Source organism: Zhihengliuella halotolerans (assembly GCF_004217565.1).
GTDB classification, from domain to species: domain Bacteria; phylum Actinomycetota; class Actinomycetes; order Actinomycetales; family Micrococcaceae; genus Zhihengliuella; species Zhihengliuella halotolerans.
Map to the genome: position 1 here is coordinate 3,566,965 of NZ_SHLA01000001.1, position 16,096 is coordinate 3,583,060.

A 16,096-nucleotide genomic window follows, 5' to 3' on the forward strand; every position below is an offset into this window, starting at 1 on the left:
CTATAGGGCATTGCCCGTGGTTGGCGATGGGGAGGACTCCCCATCGTGATCGGGTGAGCGACCGTGGGAGATCGTGAATTCGGCCCGGCCGCGGGGCTGGCCGTTCACGAGGAATTCGACGATGTGCGGGCCCGTCGTCGCTCGTCGCGTCGTCATGGCTGCGCGCAGGGGGTGGCTCTTGGCCAGTCGCAGAGGCCCGTCGGCCGGGACCACGGACTGCTTCAGCTTGAAGACCTTGCGCCCGCGGGCCAGGCCCGTCGACTTCACAACGGCGGTGCCGACCGGTTGAATTGCGTAGTCGACGACGACGGGGACAGCGGCGCCGGTGGTCTCGATCGCCAGAGAGAAGTCGAGGGATCCACCCAGGGTGACCAGATCGGGAACCGACACCTCCGAGAGCGTGACGTGCGCGTCGGCGTCGTACCCGAGGAGCGCGAGGGCGCCGGCATGGCCGGTTTTGACGAGCGTGCGGGTCGCGTGGCGCGTGATGAACGCGAGGTCTGGCATCACCCGGCCGCCAGCGGCTTCCTCGCGCCAACGCGAGAGGATCGTGACCACCAGGTCGGGGTCCCGCTTGGCGATGTCGTTGAGGTGGTTGGCCACCGACCGGGTCACATAGCGTGTGGGGTCCCCGGCGAGCGTGTCGAGCAGCGGCAGGGGCGCCTCTGGATCGAGTGTCAGGCGCGGAGCCCAGGGCAGCAGGGGGCGGGTCCCCTCGGAGCAGAGGCGGCGGACGTGGTAGTTGGAATCGCGGGACCAGGCCTCGAGCCGGGCGAGAGTGGGGCCGGGGAAGTCGTCGAGGAAGAAGCGGATCGCGTATTCGGCGGAGAAGCGGCGGGTGATCTCGTGCAGGGCATCGAGCCCGAGACCGAGCAGTTCGGAGGTGCGGCAGGTTTCGGCGACGAACTGGGCGAAAGGCTGGTGGATGAAGTCGCCGAAGTCGTCGTCGGAGAGCGTCGGATCCAGCTCAGGCGGGAGCGCGTCGATCAGGATGGCGACCGACGCGGCGACGCCGGCCGGGTCGTCTCCGCCGCGGGTCGGCAGGTGGGCGCGGAGGCGGTCCGTGATCCACGCCATGCGCGCTTTCAGCTCCTGTTCCGCGAAGCGGGCCACACACTCGTCTGTGAAGGCCGCCGCGTCGAAGAGGTGCCCGGCCGCGGCGCTGGACCGTTCGACGTCGGAAGCGATCCGCTTGATGCTGCTGCGGTTGAAGATCTGGTCTTTGAGGGGTGCCGCCATGAGGTCAGTCTAGAGCGACCGCGGAGACGCCAGTGGCGCGCGTCGAGTGAGGGCGCGCGCCATCGGCGTTGCGGGGCGATCAGCCCTCGAGCTGGGGATCCACGCCGAAGTGCTCGGCCAGCTCGGTCACGACGGCGTCGGCACCCTGAATGCTGACGGACGAGGCGAAGATCGAGTCGTCGACCTGGACGATCTCGCCGGTCAGCTCGTCCCAGAGCGGGTTACTGTGGAACTTCTCCTGCTGGGCGCGGGCGGCGTCGCCCTCCTCGCCCTCCGGGGCCCACATGGATTCCATGATGAAGGTGGCGTCGCCGTCGAGGAGGTTCTCCTGCGAGAGCTCGACGAGGATGCTCTCGTCCGTGTCCGGCTGCCCCTCCGGGCGCGGGATGCCCGTGTCCGCCATGATCTCGCCGATGAACGAGTTCGAGGAGTACAGCCGGAGCGTGTCCTCGCCGACGAAGCGCAGGAAGGAGTAGGTGGTGTCCGGGGCCTTTTCGAGGATTTCGGCGCCGACGGCGGCGGCTCGCGCCTCGTAGGCCGCGACCTTGGCCTCGGCCTCGTCTTTCTTTCCGAGCGCCTCGCCCAGGAGGACGACGTTCTCCTTCCACGTCGGTCCCGTCGACTCGGAGAAGATCGTCGGGGCGATCTTGTTCAGCTGGTCGTACATCTCGCCCTGGCGGACGTCGGCCGAGATGATCAGATCCGGCTCGGCCTCGACGATCTTCTCGAGGTCGGGTTCGGCGATGGTGCCGACGTTGACTGCTTCGTCGGTCAGCTCGGTGATGTCGCCCAGATACTCGGGGAACGGGTTCTTGCCCGGGCGGTACTCGGTGTAGGCGACGAGCTCGGCCCCCAGCAGCATCGTGGCGTCGATGTAACTCGGGTCGAGGGCGGCGATGCGCAGCGGCTGCTCGGGAATCTCGGCGGATCCGCGGAAGTGTTCGACGGTCATCGGGTACTCGCCGGAGGCGTTGCCGTACTGTCCCTCGGTCGTGTCTGCGCCGCCGCCGCAGGCGGTCAGCGCGAGCAGGAGCGTCGCGGAAGCGGCGCCGGCGAATGCCCGGAAACGGGACGGTGTGCGAGTCATGGTCATTTAGACATTCTTCCGTTACTAAAGGTCATTAGGTGAGGCTTACCTCGTTGTCGAGTCAGAACGGTACCATCGGGGAAACACCTTGGAGAACATGTGAAGATTTCTGCCCTCGCGCCGGCCCTGCCGGCCGCGCCGAAACCGGCTGCCGCCCGCTGGACGACGGCCGCGCGCACCCGGACGCTGGCGGTCCTCGCGGCGGTCGTCGTCGTCGGGGTCGTCCTGAGCATCGGCGTCGGCTCCGCCCGCTCGACGCCTGCTGATCTCTGGCACGCCTTCGTCAGCTACAGCGGGAGCGTCATGGATCTGACGATCCGCGGCATCCGCGTCCCCCGGACCGTCACCGCGCTCGCCGTCGGTGCGGCGCTCGGCGTCGCCGGCACTCTCGTCCAGGGGCACACCCGCAACCCGATCGCCGAACCCGGGCTGCTCGGCGTCAACCACGGCGCGGCCCTTGCGATCGTCGCGACAACGGCGGCCGTCGGCCCGCTGGCCTTCCCAGCGCAGGCGGGTCTGGCCTTCGTCGGCGCCCTCGTGGCCTCCCTCGTCGTCTTCGGCATCGGCAGCGTGGACCGCCGCGGCGGTTCCCCCACGACGCTCGTGCTCGTCGGCGCCGCCGTGACGTCGATGTGCCTCGGCCTCGTCTCGGCGATCGTCCTGCTCAGCGAGGCCGCTCTGGAGACCCTGCGCTTCTGGCAGGTCGGCTCCGTCGCCGGGCGGTCCGGGGCGCTCGAGCTCCTCTGGCCCGTCCTCCTCGTCGGCGGTCTCCTCGCCTGGCTGAACGCGACCCAGCTCAACGCCCTCGCGCTCGGCGAGGCCGCGGCGACGAGCCTGGGCGTGACCACGGCACGCGCCCGCGGCGTCGGGCTCGCCGCCCTCGTCCTCCTCGCCGGGGCGGCCGTCACGATCGCGGGCCCCATCGCCTTCGTCGGCCTCCTCGTGCCTCACATCGCCCGGTGGGCCATCGGCGCCGACTACCGCTGGCTCGTGCCCGCGTCAGCGCTCATCGGCAGCGCGATCGTCCTGCTCTCCGATACCCTCGGCCGGATCATCGCCCGCCCCGGCGAGCTTCCCGTGGGCGTCGTGGTCGCCCTCGTCGGCGCCCCCGTGTTCGTCTACATCGCGCGTCGGAAACGGGTGGTCTCCGCATGAGCCAGCGTCTCCTTCCGGACGACCGGATCGCCGAACCCCGCGCCGCCGCCAGCGTCCTCCTGGCGGCCGGTACGGCCGCGCCCTCTCCGGCGCGAGCGCACGGCACGACGACGGCGCGCCGCCGTTACGCCGTCGTCGTCACCGCGGCGCTGGGGCTCGCGACGTTCGCCGCCGCCGCATGGCACATCGCCGTGGGCGGCTCCCTGATCCCGATGCTCGACGTGGCGGCCAGCCTGCTCGGCATGGCGCCGGATGCGCGCACCGAACTCGTGGTCCTCGAATTTCGCGCGCCCCGCACGGCCGCAGCCGTCCTCGCCGGTGTCGCGCTGGGCACGGCGGGGGCGCTGACTCAGACCGTGGCTCGGAATCCGTTGGCCAGTCCCGACGTCCTCGGGATCACCAACGGCGCGGCGTTCGGCGCGGTCGGCGTCACCGTGCTGGCCGGCAGTGCCGGCGGCGTCTCCGGGGCGGCGGCGGCCTTTGGGATGCCGGCCGCGGCCGCGGTGACCGGCTTCGCTGCCGCGGCGCTCGTCTTCCTGCTCGCATGGAAGGGCGGGCTCGAGTCGAATCGCGTGATCATCGTCGGCCTCGGCGTCGGTGGACTCGCCGCCGCCCTGACGACGTGGATGCTCACGCTCGGCAGCGTCCAGGACGCAGGCAAGGCGCTGACGTGGATGTCGGGGACCATCAACGGGCGCGACTGGAACCAGATCGCCCCGCTTTGGCCGATCATCCTCGTCGGTGTGTGCGCGGCACTGGCCTCCCGGCGGGGGCTGAACATGATCGCTCTGAACCCGGATACCGCCGTCGCGCTCGGCCTGCGGATCAACGTCACCCGCGTGTGGATCCTCTCGCTCGCGACCCTGCTGGCCGTGGCTGCGACCGTGCTGGCGGGCCCGGTCGCGTTCGTGGCGCTGGCCAGCCCGCAGATCGCGCGCATGATGACCCGCGGGACGATCCCGCCGGTGCCAGCGGCCGCTCTGGTGGGTGCGCTCTTCCTGCTGCTGGCCGATCTGCTGGCCGCGCGGACGTTCGAGGTCGCGCTGCCCGCCGGCGTCGCCACGGCGGTCATCGGGGCGCCGTACCTGATGTACCTCGTGATCCGGCAGCAGCGCCGGCGCACCGCATAGACCGTGCGGGAGGAGGCCCGCGAGAACGCACAAGCTGTACAGGAGGTGCTCACAACCTGGGCATAGCCTGCGGCGTCAGGCTGGAGGGGAAACAGAAACCCGCCACCTGAAAGTGACCTCATGAAACTCCCCCGCGCCGCCACCGCCGCCCTCTCCACCCTGACCGCCGTCGTGCTGGCCGGCTCCCTCGCCGCCTGTTCCAGCGCTTCCGGCGACACCGCTGAGACCGCTGCCGGAGCCAGCACCGCCTCCGCTGGCGCCACCGGCAGCGAGACGGACGCGGCCGACGTCTCCCTCGACGACCTCGGCGCCGACACCCACTTCTCCGAATCCGACCTCGAATGGGACGAGGCAGATGTCGTCGACGTGAGCCTCGCCGACGGCGCCAGCAGCGGCGGCGAGGGCGTCGAGGTCGTTGGCGACGCGGTCACCATCACCGCGGCCGGCGTCTACCGGTTGAGCGGCACCCTCGTCGACGGCACGGTGAACGTGGCCGCGGGGGAGGAGGACGACGTCGTGCTGATACTCGACGGGGTTGACATCGCCTCGGGCATCGGCTCGCCGCTGACCGCGACCACGGCCGACGAGGTCACCGTGTACCTCGCCGAGGGCAGCGGGAACCGGCTCGTCGACGCGGTCGACTACGCGGAAACCGACTTGCCCACCGCGACGATCGCGGCGGCGACGGACCTGACGATCGCCGGACCCGGAAGCCTTGAGCTGACCGGCAACGCGAACGACGCCATCAACACCAAGGACGGGCTCGTCCTCGCGGGCGGGAACGTCAGCATCGCCGCCGTCGACGACGGCATCCGCGGCAAGGACTACGTGGCCGTGACCGGCGGGACGTGGCAGATCAGCGCGGCCGACGACGGCTTGAAATCTGACGACGAGGAGGATGCGGACCGCGGCTGGGTGCTCGTCGGCGGAGGGGCGCTGGAGATCGACGCGGGGGACGACGGCGTCAAGGCCGTCAACACCGTGCGCGTCGCCGGCGGCGCCGTGACCGTGACGGGCTCCTACGAGGGGATCGAGGCCGCGCACGTGCTGATCGAGTCGGGGGACGTGGACGTGACTTCGAGCGACGACGGGATCAATGCCGCGGGCGCCTCGGCGGAGGCGTCGGCAGGTGGGATGGGCGGGCAGGGCTCGGGCGACTACACCGTGGAGATCTCCGGCGGCGAGGTCACCATCGACGCCGAGGGCGACGGCCTGGACTCGAACGGGACCGCGTCGATCTCCGGCGGAACCGTCGTGATCAACGGCCCGGAGTCCAACGGGAACGGCGCCCTCGATGTTGACGGCGAGTTGGACGTCTCCGGTGGCACGGTCGTGGCCGCCGGCAGTGCGGGCATGGCGGTGACGCCGTCCGCGGCGTCGGAGCAGTCGAGCATCCAGCTCACGGCCGACTCGGCCCTGCCGGCGGGCACCGTGATCCAGGTCGTGGATGCGGACGAGGAGCTGCTGACGACGTTCGTCACCGCCAAGGAGGCGCAGTCCATCGTGCTCTCGACCGAGGGCATGACCGACGGCGCGGAGTACACCGTCTACACGGGAGGCGCGGCCGACGGGGCGGGCCTGACGGAGGGCTCGCTCGACGGCGCCGCCGAGTACGCGGTGCTCACGGGCGGCGAGTACACCGCCGGGCAGATGGGCGGCATGGGCGGGCGGCAGCGCCCGTAGCCGGCCGGCCGGGCGGATCGGGGGCGCGCAGGCTGAGCGTGCATTGTGTGGAACTGGATGTCAAGTATTGAGACTGAATCCCAAACCCTCTATTGTCGACCGTGTGACGTACATCATGAACCCCCGCCTCGACCGAGGAGCCCGACCATGACCGGACCCGTTTCCCACCTGACCCTGTCCGTAGCCGCCGTGCTGGCCGAATCGGCCGCCCGGCACGCGGACCGCACGGCGATCACGGTCGGCGGGCAGGGCACCACCTATGCGCAGCTGTGGGAGCAGGCCCGGGCCTACGCCGGTGCCCTGCGCGACGCCGGCATCGGCGAGAACGACCGGGTGGCGGTCCTCATCCCGAACGTCACCGACTTCGCGCGGGTCTACTACGCCGTCCTGAGCCTCGGCGCCGTCGTCGTTCCGATCCACGCGCTCCTCAAGCGCCACGAGATCGCCTACGTGCTCGAGGATGCCGCCGCCGGCCTGATGATCTGCGCGGCCCCGCTGCTGGGTGAGGGTGCCGCCGGGGCCGAACAGGCGGGTGTGCCGACGTACTCGGTGCTCGCCCCGGAGGAGGCCGGCACCGACCGGCTCGAAGACCGCGCCGCCGCGGCCGTCCCGATCGACGACTACCTGCCACGGCACCCGGAGGACATCGCCACGATCCTCTACACCTCGGGCACGACCGGCAAACCGAAAGGCGCCCTCGGCACCCACCTGGCGCTCGTGGAGCAGACCAACGCGATGCTGCTCGACACCCTGGATCTGCGCCCCGGTGACCGGCTCTTCGGCGGGCTGCCGCTTTTCCACACGTTCGGTCAGACCGCAGTGCTCAACTGCGGTCTGCGCGCGGGGGCGGAGATCCTGCTGCTGCCCAGATTCACGGGCCCGGAGGCCCTGGATCTGGTGCTGGGGCACGGGGTGAACGTCTTCTTCGGGGTGCCGACGATGTATGTGGCGCTGCTCGAGGCCGCCGCCGCAGGTGAGGGCCGGCCCGATGCGCTGCGCTACGCCGTCTCCGGCGGCGCCTCGCTACCCGTGGCATTGCTCGAGGCGTTCGAGGAGCGGTTCGGGGCGAAGGTCTATGAGGGCTATGGGCTCACGGAGACCTCGCCGGTGGCGTGCTTCAACCGGGTCGGCCGCGACCCGCGACCCGGGACGGTCGGCACCCCGATCTGGGGCGTGCAGGTCGAGATCGCCGATCCGCTGGAGACCGGGCGGATCGACCTGCTGCCCCGCGGAGAGCTCGGCGAGATCGTCGTCCGCGGTCACAACCTGTTTTCGGGCTATCTGAACCGGCCGGAAGCCACCGCGGAGGCGGTCGTGGACGGCTGGTTCAGGACCGGTGATCTGGGAACCAAGGACGACGACGACTATGTCCGCATCGTCGACCGCACCAAGGACATGATCCTGCGTAACGGATACAACGTCTATCCGCGTGAGGTCGAGGAGGCGCTGCTCGAACACCCGGGTATCACCAACGCCGCCGTCTACGGCGTCCCGGACGAGAAGCACGGTCAGGAGGTGGCCGCGGCCATCACGGTCGACGCGGCCGCAGGGCTCGACGCTGCAGCGGTCAAGGAATGGATCGCCGGGCGCCTCGCCGCCTACAAGTACCCCCGCCGGGTGGAGATCGTGGCCGAGTTCCCGCTGGGCCCGAGCGGCAAAATCCTCAAACGCGAACTCGCTGCGCGGCACGACCAGCAGTTCGCGGCCAACGAATCCTGAACCCCGCGGACGCACCGAAAGGCACACCTTGTCCACTTCTCCAGATTGCACCCCCGTCGACGGGACCCTTGGCCGGATCAGCGTGTGGCGCTGGGCGGCGAAGTCCCCACGCTTCATCACGGTCATCGCGCACGGGTACGGCGAGCACGCCCGCCGCTACGACCACGTCGCGGAACGCCTGCTCGCCGTCGGTGCCGAGGTCTTTGCCCCCGATCACTTCGGTCACGGCAGCTCCGAAGGCGAGCGTGTTCTGATCGAGCGGTTTGACGACTACGCCATCGACCTGGAGAACGTCGTCGACCGCGCCCGCGAGCAGCACCCGGGGCTGCCCGTCGTCCTGATCGGGCATTCGATGGGAGGCGCCATCTCCACTCGATACATCCAGCGCGCGGGCCCGGGCGCTTTGAGCGCCCTCGTGCTCAGCGGTCCGCTCCTCGGCGGCAGCCCGCTGGTGGACCTGCTCCAGCACGATCCCCTTCCCGACGTCCCGATCGACACCGAAGGGCTCTCGCGTGACCCGGCCACCGGGCGCGCGTATCTCGAAGACCCGCTCGTTCATCACGGGTCCTTTCGCCGCGAGACGCTGCTCGCGATCCGGGACGCGCTCGACGACGTCGCCGCCGGGCCGGATTTCGCCGGGCTGCCGACCCTGTGGCTGCACGGGGAGGACGACCCGATCGTCCCGTTCGAACCGGCCGGCCGCGTCGTGCCCCGCCTCATCGGCGAGGCGGGCCGGCGGAAGAGTTACCCCGGCGCCCGGCACGAGATCTTCAACGAGACCAACCGGGACGAAGTGATCGAAGATGCGATCGCGTTCATCGACGCAGCGGTCTCCGCGCGCGGCTGAACTCCATGGTCGCCCGCCGTGCGGTCACTCCGAGGCGACCCGCTGCCGGGGCAGGGGAGGGCCTTCGAGGATCCGCACCGCGAGCTCCGCGAGGTCGGCTGCACGCAGCGACGGCCAGCCGTGCAGGGCCTCCCGCCACTCCGCGGGAACAGCACTCGCGCCGTGCGCGGCACCGCTGAGGGCGCCGGCGATCGCGGCCACGGTGTCGGTGTCGTTTCCGCCGCGCACCGCCCGCTGCAGCACGTCCTCGAGGCAGAACCCGTGGTGGATCGCCGACCAGGCGCCCTGGAAGGCCTCGACGACCCACGTGTTGTGGGGGAAATCCTCCGGCTGCTTCGCCTCGGCCACGCCGATGCGTTTGGCCCACACGTCGCGCCGCTCGGCGGGGAGCCAGTAGAGCTGGTCGCGGAGGTTCAGCTGCCCGGTCAGGACCGCCTTGCGAATGGCCAGGCACCAGAGGACGCACGCGTCCCCGGCGTCGTCGCTCCAGTGCGTGATCTGGGACAGTTGCCTCGCCGCGGTCGCCAGCGCCTCCTCTTGGCCGGTCCCCAGGAACGCGAGGGCCAGCGGCGCGGTGCGCATGAGGGAGCCGTTGCCGGCTGAGCGCCCGGTGATGATGTGCAGCCGGTGGGAAGACTCCCAGGCCTCGCGGGCGGTCGCCTCCTTGAGGCCGCCCAGCACGCGCCGGGTCTGCGCGCCGACCGAGGGGGCCCTCAGATGCCATTCGTGCCAGGCGGCGACGATCCGGTCCAGCGTCCCCTCGGCCTCAAGCCGGTGCCCGGCCGCCAGCTCGCACGCAATCGCGACAGCCATGGAGGTGTCGTCCGTCCACTCGCCCGGGGCGTATCCGAAGGGGCCGCCGCCGATCATCGCGATTGATCCGCCCGCGCCCATCGGCGGGCCGAACTCGTAGCCGGCCCCGAGGGCGTCACCGGCTGCCGCGGCGACGAGCGCGCCCTGGGCGCGATCGCGCTGGGACCACCGGTCCTCGCCGTCGTCGGGGCCGTGTCGGTCGTCCGTGTATCGTGCGAATTGTGCCGTCTGCATCGAAAGTCTCCCTGCGTCGAGCTGGTGCGGGACGGCGCGGGGAAATGTGGCGCCGGTCACCGGATTTCAGCGTAATCTGTGATCCTGAGTGTCGGCCGGGAAATCGTTGAATCCGACGGCATCTGCCCTGCTGTCTGGGCGGAATCGATAGGCTGGAACGGAACTCGAGATGAGGAGGACGGCGTGATCGAATTCCGCGGGGTCGGCAAGACGTACGACGACGGCACCGTGGCCGTCGAGACCTTCAGCTACACGGTCGCGGCCAATAGCCTCGTGGTCCTCGTCGGCTCCTCGGGGTCGGGCAAGACGACGCTGTTGCGCATCGTGAACCGGATGGTCGAGCCCACGAGGGGCCACGTGCTGGTCGACGGCCGTGACGTTGCCAGCATGGACAAGGTTCGGCTCCGGCGCTCGATCGGCTACGTTCTTCAGGCCGGAGGGCTGCTGCCGCACCGCACGGTCGCCGACAACGTTGCGACCGTGCCCGTGCTCAACGGCGTCGGAAGGCGTCAGGCCCGCGCCGCCGTCGCGTCGCTGATGGAACGGGTCGGGCTCGACCCGGTGCTCGCCACGCGATACCCGGCCCAGCTCTCCGGCGGCCAGCAGCAGCGCGTGGGGGTCGCACGGGCGCTCGCCGCCGACCCGGACATCCTGCTCATGGATGAGCCGTTCGGTGCCGTCGACCCCATCGTCCGACGCGAACTCCAGGACGAGCTGCGGCGGCTGCAGCGCGAACTCGGTAAGACGATCCTGCTCGTGACCCACGACATCGACGAGGCGTTCGGTGTGGGGGACGAGGTCGTCGTGCTCAAGGAGCGTGGAGTCACCGCGCAGTCCGGCACGCCCGCTCAGATCCTCGCCCACCCCGCTGACGAGTTCGTACGCTCCTTCATCGGGGCAGACCGTGCCGAGCGCCGCCTCCGGCCCGCCACCGTCGGCGGGAGGCGCGTCCTCGTCGACGACGAGGGCCGGCCGGTGGGCGTCCTGCTGGGCGAGGAACCGGTGGCCGGGGCATGACCTGGCTCTCGCACGCGTGGGGATGGGTGCTTGAACTGACGTGGGCGCACCTGTGGCTCAGTCTGCCGGCCATCCTGCTCAGTGCGGCGATCGCCGTGCCGGTCGGGAGGCTGGCCTTCCGGCGGCCCCGGCTGGGCGGGCCCCTGCTCTCGGGCGCGAGCCTCCTCTACGCGATCCCGGCGCTGCCGCTGCTGATCATCGTCCCCGCCATCTTCGGCGTCCCCCTGCGCTCGTCGGCGACGATCGTCATCGCGCTCACGATCTACGGTGCCGCGCTCATGGTCCGGACGGCCGCCGACGCGTTCGCGTCCGTCGATCCCCACGTGCGGCAGGCCGCGCTCGCCGTCGGGCATTCGCCCCGGGAACTGTTCTGGAAAGTGGACCTGCCGCTCGCGGTGCCCGTCCTCGTGGCGGGCCTGCGCGTGGTCACCGTCAGCACGGTCGGGCTCGTGACGATCGGTGCGCTCATCGGTGTCCCGAGCCTCGGCACCCTCTTCACGGACGGATTCCAGCGCGGGATCGTCGCCGAGGTCGTCACCGGCCTCGTCGCCACCGTCGTCGTCGCCCTCGTGCTCGATGCGCTGTGCCTCCTCGCGGGCCGGGCGCTGACGCCGTGGCGGCGGGTGAAGGCGGGAGTCGGCGCATGAACCTTCTTCTCGACGCCGCCGCCTGGCTGGCCGATCCGGCGCAGTGGACCGGCCCGGGATCGGTGCCGACGCGGATCCTCGAACACCTGTGGGTGACCCTCCTCGTCGTCGTCGCGGCCGCCGCGGTCGCCCTCCCCGCGGGCGTGTGGGTGGGACACACCGGGCGGGGGCGGTCCGTCGTCATCGCGTTCGCCGGGGCCGCCCGCGCCATCCCGACGCTCGGCCTGCTCACGCTGCTCGGGCTGTGGCTGGGGATCGGGCTCGGGGCACCGCTGCTGGCGCTCATCGTCCTGGCCATTCCATCGCTGCTCGCCGGGGCCTACTCGGGGGTCGAATCGGTGGACCACACGACGACGTCGGCCGCCCGGGCCCTCGGCATGAGCGAGTGGCAGATCGTCACCCGCGTCGAATTGCCGCTTGCGGCCCCGGTCATCCTCGGCGGTGTGCGCGCCGCGACGCTGCAGGTCATCGCCACGGCGACGCTCGCGGCTTACCTGGCGAACACCGGCCTGGGGCGCTACCTGTTCAACGGACTGAAGTCCCGGGACTACGCGCAGATGCTCGCTGGAGCCCTGCTGGTGACACTGCTCGCCCTTCTGCTGGAAATCGTGCTGGCCTTGCTCCAGCGCCGCGCCCAGCGCATGGCCCGCCCCGCGGCCGAACGCTCTCAGCCCTCAACGCCCATGGTTCCAACGAAAGGACCGTCATGAAACGCCTGCTCTCCCTGACCGCCGTCGTCGCGGCGTCCGCGCTCGCCCTGACCGCGTGCGGCAACGCTGACCCGCTCGCCGACGACCCCGACTCTGGCGCTACCGGCGGCGCCGGACAAGGCGGTGCGCCGCTCGTGATCGGTTCGCAGGACTACTACTCGTCAGAGATCATTGCTGAGGTCTACGCGCAGGCGCTCGAGTCCTCGGGCCTCGAGGTGGAGCGTCAGTTCCGCATCGGCCAGCGCGAGGCGTACCTTCCCGAGATCGAGTCGGGCGCGATCGATCTCTTCCCCGAGTACACCGGTCCGCTGCTGCAGTACTGGGAGCCGGAGACCGAGGCGCGGCTGGCGGACGACGTCTACGCCGAGCTCGCGGCCTCTACCCCGGACGGACTGCGCGTGCTCGAACAGGCCCCGGCCACCGACCAGGACGCGTACGTCGTCACGGAGGACTTCGCCGAACGGTGGGGGCTCGAGACCATCGGCGATCTCGCCAAGGTGGACGTCGACATGACACTCGGCGCGAACTCGGAAGCCGAATCCCGGCCCAACGGCCCCGGTGGACTCGCCGAGGCGTACGGCATCGACGTCGGGTTCACTCCCATCGAGGACGGGGGCGGCCCCCTGACGGTCAAGGCGCTCACCGATGACGACGTCCAGCTGGCGATCATCTACACGGGGGATCCGTCGATCGCCAAGAACGGGCTGGTCGCGCTCGAGGACACCGAGGGGCTCTTCCTGGCCTCGCACGTGGTGCCGCTGGCCGGCGATGCGGTCGGCGAGGACGCGGCCGCCGTCGTCGACGCCGTGAGCGCCGCGCTGACCGGCGAGGAGCTGCTCGAGCTGAATCGCCGCAGCGTCGACGAGCAGCTGCCGGCCGCGACGATCGCGGAGGACTGGCTCGCCGGGCGCGATCTCTGAGCGGTCGCGGCCGTGCCGGGGCCGTAACACCGCCGTCATCCGGCGCGCATAGGATGTGATCCGTGAACCAGCAGATCCTCCGCGCCGACTTCGCCGACCCCCGCCTCGAGGAGTTCCTCGGCGAGCACCTCGCCGACATGCTCGCGACGTCGCCGCCCGAGAGCGTGCACGCGCTCGACCTCGCTGGTCTCGACCGCCCGTCCGTGCGCATGTGGGTCCTGTACGACGACGGCGTCCTCGCCGCCACGGGCGCCCTCGCCTCGGTGGAGCTCGGTCACGAGGAACTCAAGAGCATGCGCACCCGCGCGGCGTATCGGGGCCGCGGGCTCGCGCGCCGGATGCTGCACCACCTCGTCGCCGACGCGAGCGAGCGCGGGATCGGGCGCCTCTCGCTGGAGACCGGGACAGAGGACTACTTCGCCCCGGCCCGGGCGTTCTACGCATCCGAGGGTTTCGCCGCCTGCGAGCCCTTCGGCGCCTACGAGCTGGACCCCAACAGCGTCTTCATGACGCGGGAACTCCTGGTCGTGGCCGAGGCCTCATAGGTCGCGGCCACCTGTCGCCCCGGACTCAGCTGCCGGTCCCGGAGTCGGCGGCCCTCGCATCCACCGGGGCGGTGAGCGTGACGACGTAGCCGGAGGCGGCGTCTCCCGTGACGGCGGCGAGCTGACTGGCGCCGCCGTCGTCCCCGAAGACCATGTCCGTCTCCAGACTCAGCATGGCCATGTTCCTGACCGAGCGCTCGTAGCCCCGGCTCGCGTAGGCGGCCTCGCACACGTCCTGCGGCAGCGCCATCTGGGAGACCGCGATCGCGTTCGTCGGCTCCGTAATCGACTCCTGGTCCGGGTACACCTCGAAGTGCACGTGCGGCCACCGGCCGGGATAGCAGGCGGGGACGATGCTCGTGAAGCGGACCCGGCCCTCGTCGTCGGCGACCTGCGCGCCGCGCAGGTAGTTCTCGTTCTCGACGCCGTCGGAGTAGAGGGAGTAGTTTCCGTCGCGGTCGCAGTGCCAGACATAGACGGCCGCCCCGGCCAGCGGCGTGCCGTCCGCGACGCTCAGAATCGTCAGCTCGAGCGTCATCGGGACGCCTTCGGCGGTCGCGCTGCCCGTGCCGAAGCTCGAGCGGATGTCGCTGCGCAGGATGCCCGACTCCTGCAGCACATCCGGGCCGTTCGATCCGTTGCCCGGGAACGGACCTGCAGTCTCGTCGGGGATCTCTTCGAGCGCCGCAGACGACGACGTCGCGCCCGTCGGCGCGGCCGCCCCGCACGCAGCGAGGCCGGCGGCGGCCGCGCCGAGCCCGATTACGGAGAGCACCCGCCGCCGTTCCAACAGCGTGGTGACGTCGAAGCCGAGGCCCTGATCCTCGAGGTCTTCCTCGGGGCGCGGCAGGCGCCGGGAGCCGAACCATTTGCCGGAGCGGACGGGGAACATGGCGTGAATCCTCTGCTGGGCGTCGTGTTGCACGCTTTCGAGCCTAGGCAGCGCGCCTGTGGTCAGCCTGTACCCCGGATGGGGCGGACCCGTGATTCAGTTCCTGTTCCGGGGCGCCGTCGGGAGCGGCGTTCAGGCTTTCCAGCGCGCGTAGAGGGTGTCGACGAGGGCCTCGAAATCGTCGACCATCGTGGGGTAGTCCGCATCGGTGAGCCACTGCAGCTGCAGCCCGTCCATCGCGGCGATGAGCAGGCGGGAGATCGTCTCGGCGGGCGCGTCGGGCCGCAGCTGGCCGAGCTCGACGGCCTCGGCGACGGAGCGTTCCATCATCGAGCGGGAGGCGCCGTGGTGCTTCTGCAGCCATTCGTTGGCCGGGTGTCCCGCCGTCACGGCCTCGCCCGCGACCGACGTGTACAGCCGCACCATGGTCTCCTGGGACTCGTTGTGGCGGACGAGCGCGATCAGACTCCGGATGACCTCCCATCCCCGCAGCGACCGGCCGAGGTCGAACTGTGCCATATCGTGCTCGTCACGGCGGTCGAGTACTGCGCTGAGCAGGTCGTCCTTCGTGGGGAAGTGGTGCACGAGCCCCGTCTGGCTCATGCCGGACTCGCGGGCGACGAGGCTCATGGAGACGCCGCGGTAGCCCTCCGTCGAGAAGAGCTTCTCGGCGGCATCGAGGATCTCGGCCCGTCGTGCCGCGGGGTCGGCGCCGGGCGGACGGCCGCTCTTTCGTTGCGGGCGGGGCGGGGTCACGGCGTGTTCCTCTCGAAATGCAGGTGGTCGCGGGGGAACGAACCCCCGCGACCACCCTAGCCAATGCCCGGCCGTCAGGCCTTCTCTAGCCGAGTTCGACGCGCCCCCGGACGTCACCGAGGCCGCGCGCGACGATGAGCTCGCCGCCGTTCAGCTCAGCCCACGTGTTCGCCTGCGCGTCCCAGCGGCGGAACAGGCGCGCGTCGCACTCAACTCTCACGGTCGCGTCCGCCCCGGCCGCGACCTGCACGCCCTGGTAGCCGGCCAGGCGCACCGGCTGTGTCGCGTCGGCGGGCCTGTAGTAGACCTGTACGGTCTCGCGCGAGTCCCGCGCCGACGTGTTGCGCACCCGCACGTCCACCGCGAGGGAGCCCGCGGCACCGGCCAGCGCGACGTCGTCGTACTCCCACGAGCCGTAGCCGAGGCCGTGGCCGAGCCAGAACAGCGGCTCCAGCTCGGCCGACGCGTCGTAGCCGCGGTAGCCGATCGCGACGCCGTCGGCGTACTCGAGGCCGAGATCTTCGCCCGGAGTGGTGTTCCACGCCGGCGCGGCGCCGTCGGCCGCGGGGTAGGTCGTCACGAGACGGCCCGTCGGCTCGAGCTCGCCGGTCAGCACGGCGGCGATCGCATGGCCGCCCTCCTGCCCGGGCAGGCCCGCGATGAGCACGGCGTCGACGTCGTCGAGCCACGGCATGAGCACGG

16 protein-coding genes are annotated in these 16,096 nt (G+C 70.9%); 10 read left to right on the plus strand and 6 right to left on the minus strand.

Features of this window, described 5'->3' with window-relative positions; all coding sequences use genetic code 11:
* Both EV380_RS16430 and EV380_RS16435 read right to left on the minus strand, forming a co-directional pair.
* The gene (locus EV380_RS16430; RefSeq protein WP_130452019.1) at positions 1-1,239 is read right to left on the minus strand and encodes a DNA alkylation repair protein; all 1,239 of its coding nucleotides are present in this window, start codon (positions 1,237-1,239) and stop codon (positions 1-3) included.
* Between the two features lie 79 nt (positions 1,240-1,318).
* Positions 1,319-2,332: an ABC transporter substrate-binding protein gene (locus EV380_RS16435; RefSeq protein WP_242607674.1), complete on the minus strand. Its 1,014-nt coding sequence runs from the start codon at positions 2,330-2,332 to the stop codon at positions 1,319-1,321.
* Between the two features lie 93 nt (positions 2,333-2,425).
* On the opposite strand from EV380_RS16435, the gene EV380_RS16440 reads away from it, so the two are divergent.
* From EV380_RS16440 to EV380_RS16460, 5 genes are all read left to right on the plus strand, one after another.
* Positions 2,426-3,481, plus strand: a complete 1,056-nt coding sequence (locus EV380_RS16440) for a FecCD family ABC transporter permease (protein WP_242607675.1) — start codon at positions 2,426-2,428, stop codon at positions 3,479-3,481.
* Entirely contained in the window at positions 3,478-4,611 is a 1,134-nt protein-coding gene (locus EV380_RS16445; RefSeq protein ID WP_130452020.1) for a FecCD family ABC transporter permease, read from the plus strand. The genes EV380_RS16440 and EV380_RS16445 overlap by 4 nt, the downstream gene beginning before the upstream one ends.
* Before the next feature lie 120 nt (positions 4,612-4,731).
* Positions 4,732-6,294 carry a carbohydrate-binding domain-containing protein gene (locus tag EV380_RS16450; RefSeq protein WP_130452021.1) on the plus strand — a complete coding sequence of 521 codons (1,563 nt, stop codon included), beginning with the start codon at positions 4,732-4,734 and terminating at the stop codon, positions 6,292-6,294.
* Positions 6,295-6,441: 147 nt separating this feature from the next.
* Entirely contained in the window at positions 6,442-8,013 is a 1,572-nt protein-coding gene (locus EV380_RS16455; RefSeq protein WP_130452022.1) for a long-chain-fatty-acid--CoA ligase, read from the plus strand.
* A gap of 28 nt (positions 8,014-8,041) precedes the next feature.
* Positions 8,042-8,860, plus strand: coding sequence for an alpha/beta hydrolase (locus tag EV380_RS16460; protein ID WP_130452023.1), 819 nt, complete (start codon positions 8,042-8,044; stop codon positions 8,858-8,860).
* 24 nt (positions 8,861-8,884) lie between these two features.
* Here the strand turns inward: EV380_RS16460 and EV380_RS16465 are convergent, their stop codons facing one another.
* Entirely contained in the window at positions 8,885-9,907 is a 1,023-nt protein-coding gene (locus EV380_RS16465) for an ADP-ribosylglycohydrolase family protein (protein ID WP_130452024.1), read from the minus strand.
* Between the two features lie 183 nt (positions 9,908-10,090).
* On the opposite strand from EV380_RS16465, the gene EV380_RS16470 reads away from it, so the two are divergent.
* From EV380_RS16470 to EV380_RS16490, 5 genes are all read left to right on the plus strand, one after another.
* Positions 10,091-10,924, plus strand: a complete 834-nt coding sequence (locus EV380_RS16470; protein ID WP_130452025.1) for an ABC transporter ATP-binding protein — start codon at positions 10,091-10,093, stop codon at positions 10,922-10,924.
* Positions 10,921-11,571, plus strand: coding sequence for an ABC transporter permease (locus EV380_RS16475; protein ID WP_130452026.1), 651 nt, complete (start codon positions 10,921-10,923; stop codon positions 11,569-11,571). Before EV380_RS16470 ends, EV380_RS16475 begins: the two co-directional genes overlap by 4 nt.
* Complete coding sequence (locus EV380_RS16480) at positions 11,568-12,281, plus strand: ABC transporter permease (RefSeq protein ID WP_130452027.1); 714 nt, start codon at positions 11,568-11,570, stop codon at positions 12,279-12,281. Before EV380_RS16475 ends, EV380_RS16480 begins: the two co-directional genes overlap by 4 nt.
* The gene (locus EV380_RS16485) at positions 12,278-13,201 is read left to right on the plus strand and encodes an ABC transporter substrate-binding protein (protein ID WP_130452028.1); all 924 of its coding nucleotides are present in this window, start codon (positions 12,278-12,280) and stop codon (positions 13,199-13,201) included. Before EV380_RS16480 ends, EV380_RS16485 begins: the two co-directional genes overlap by 4 nt.
* Before the next feature lie 62 nt (positions 13,202-13,263).
* On the plus strand, positions 13,264-13,746 hold the full coding sequence (locus EV380_RS16490; protein ID WP_242607676.1) for a GNAT family N-acetyltransferase: 483 nt from the start codon (positions 13,264-13,266) through the stop codon (positions 13,744-13,746).
* 25 nt (positions 13,747-13,771) lie between these two features.
* Here EV380_RS16490 and EV380_RS16495 read toward each other — a convergent pair whose 3' ends face one another.
* From EV380_RS16495 to EV380_RS16505, 3 genes are all read right to left on the minus strand, one after another.
* Entirely contained in the window at positions 13,772-14,671 is a 900-nt protein-coding gene (locus tag EV380_RS16495) for an intradiol ring-cleavage dioxygenase (RefSeq protein ID WP_341272781.1), read from the minus strand.
* Between the two features lie 99 nt (positions 14,672-14,770).
* Positions 14,771-15,394: a TetR/AcrR family transcriptional regulator gene (locus EV380_RS16500; protein WP_165391993.1), complete on the minus strand. Its 624-nt coding sequence runs from the start codon at positions 15,392-15,394 to the stop codon at positions 14,771-14,773.
* Between the two features lie 85 nt (positions 15,395-15,479).
* Positions 15,480-16,096 (minus strand): glycoside hydrolase family 3 C-terminal domain-containing protein (locus EV380_RS16505; protein WP_207219463.1); only part of this gene is annotated, 617 nt, incomplete at its 5' end.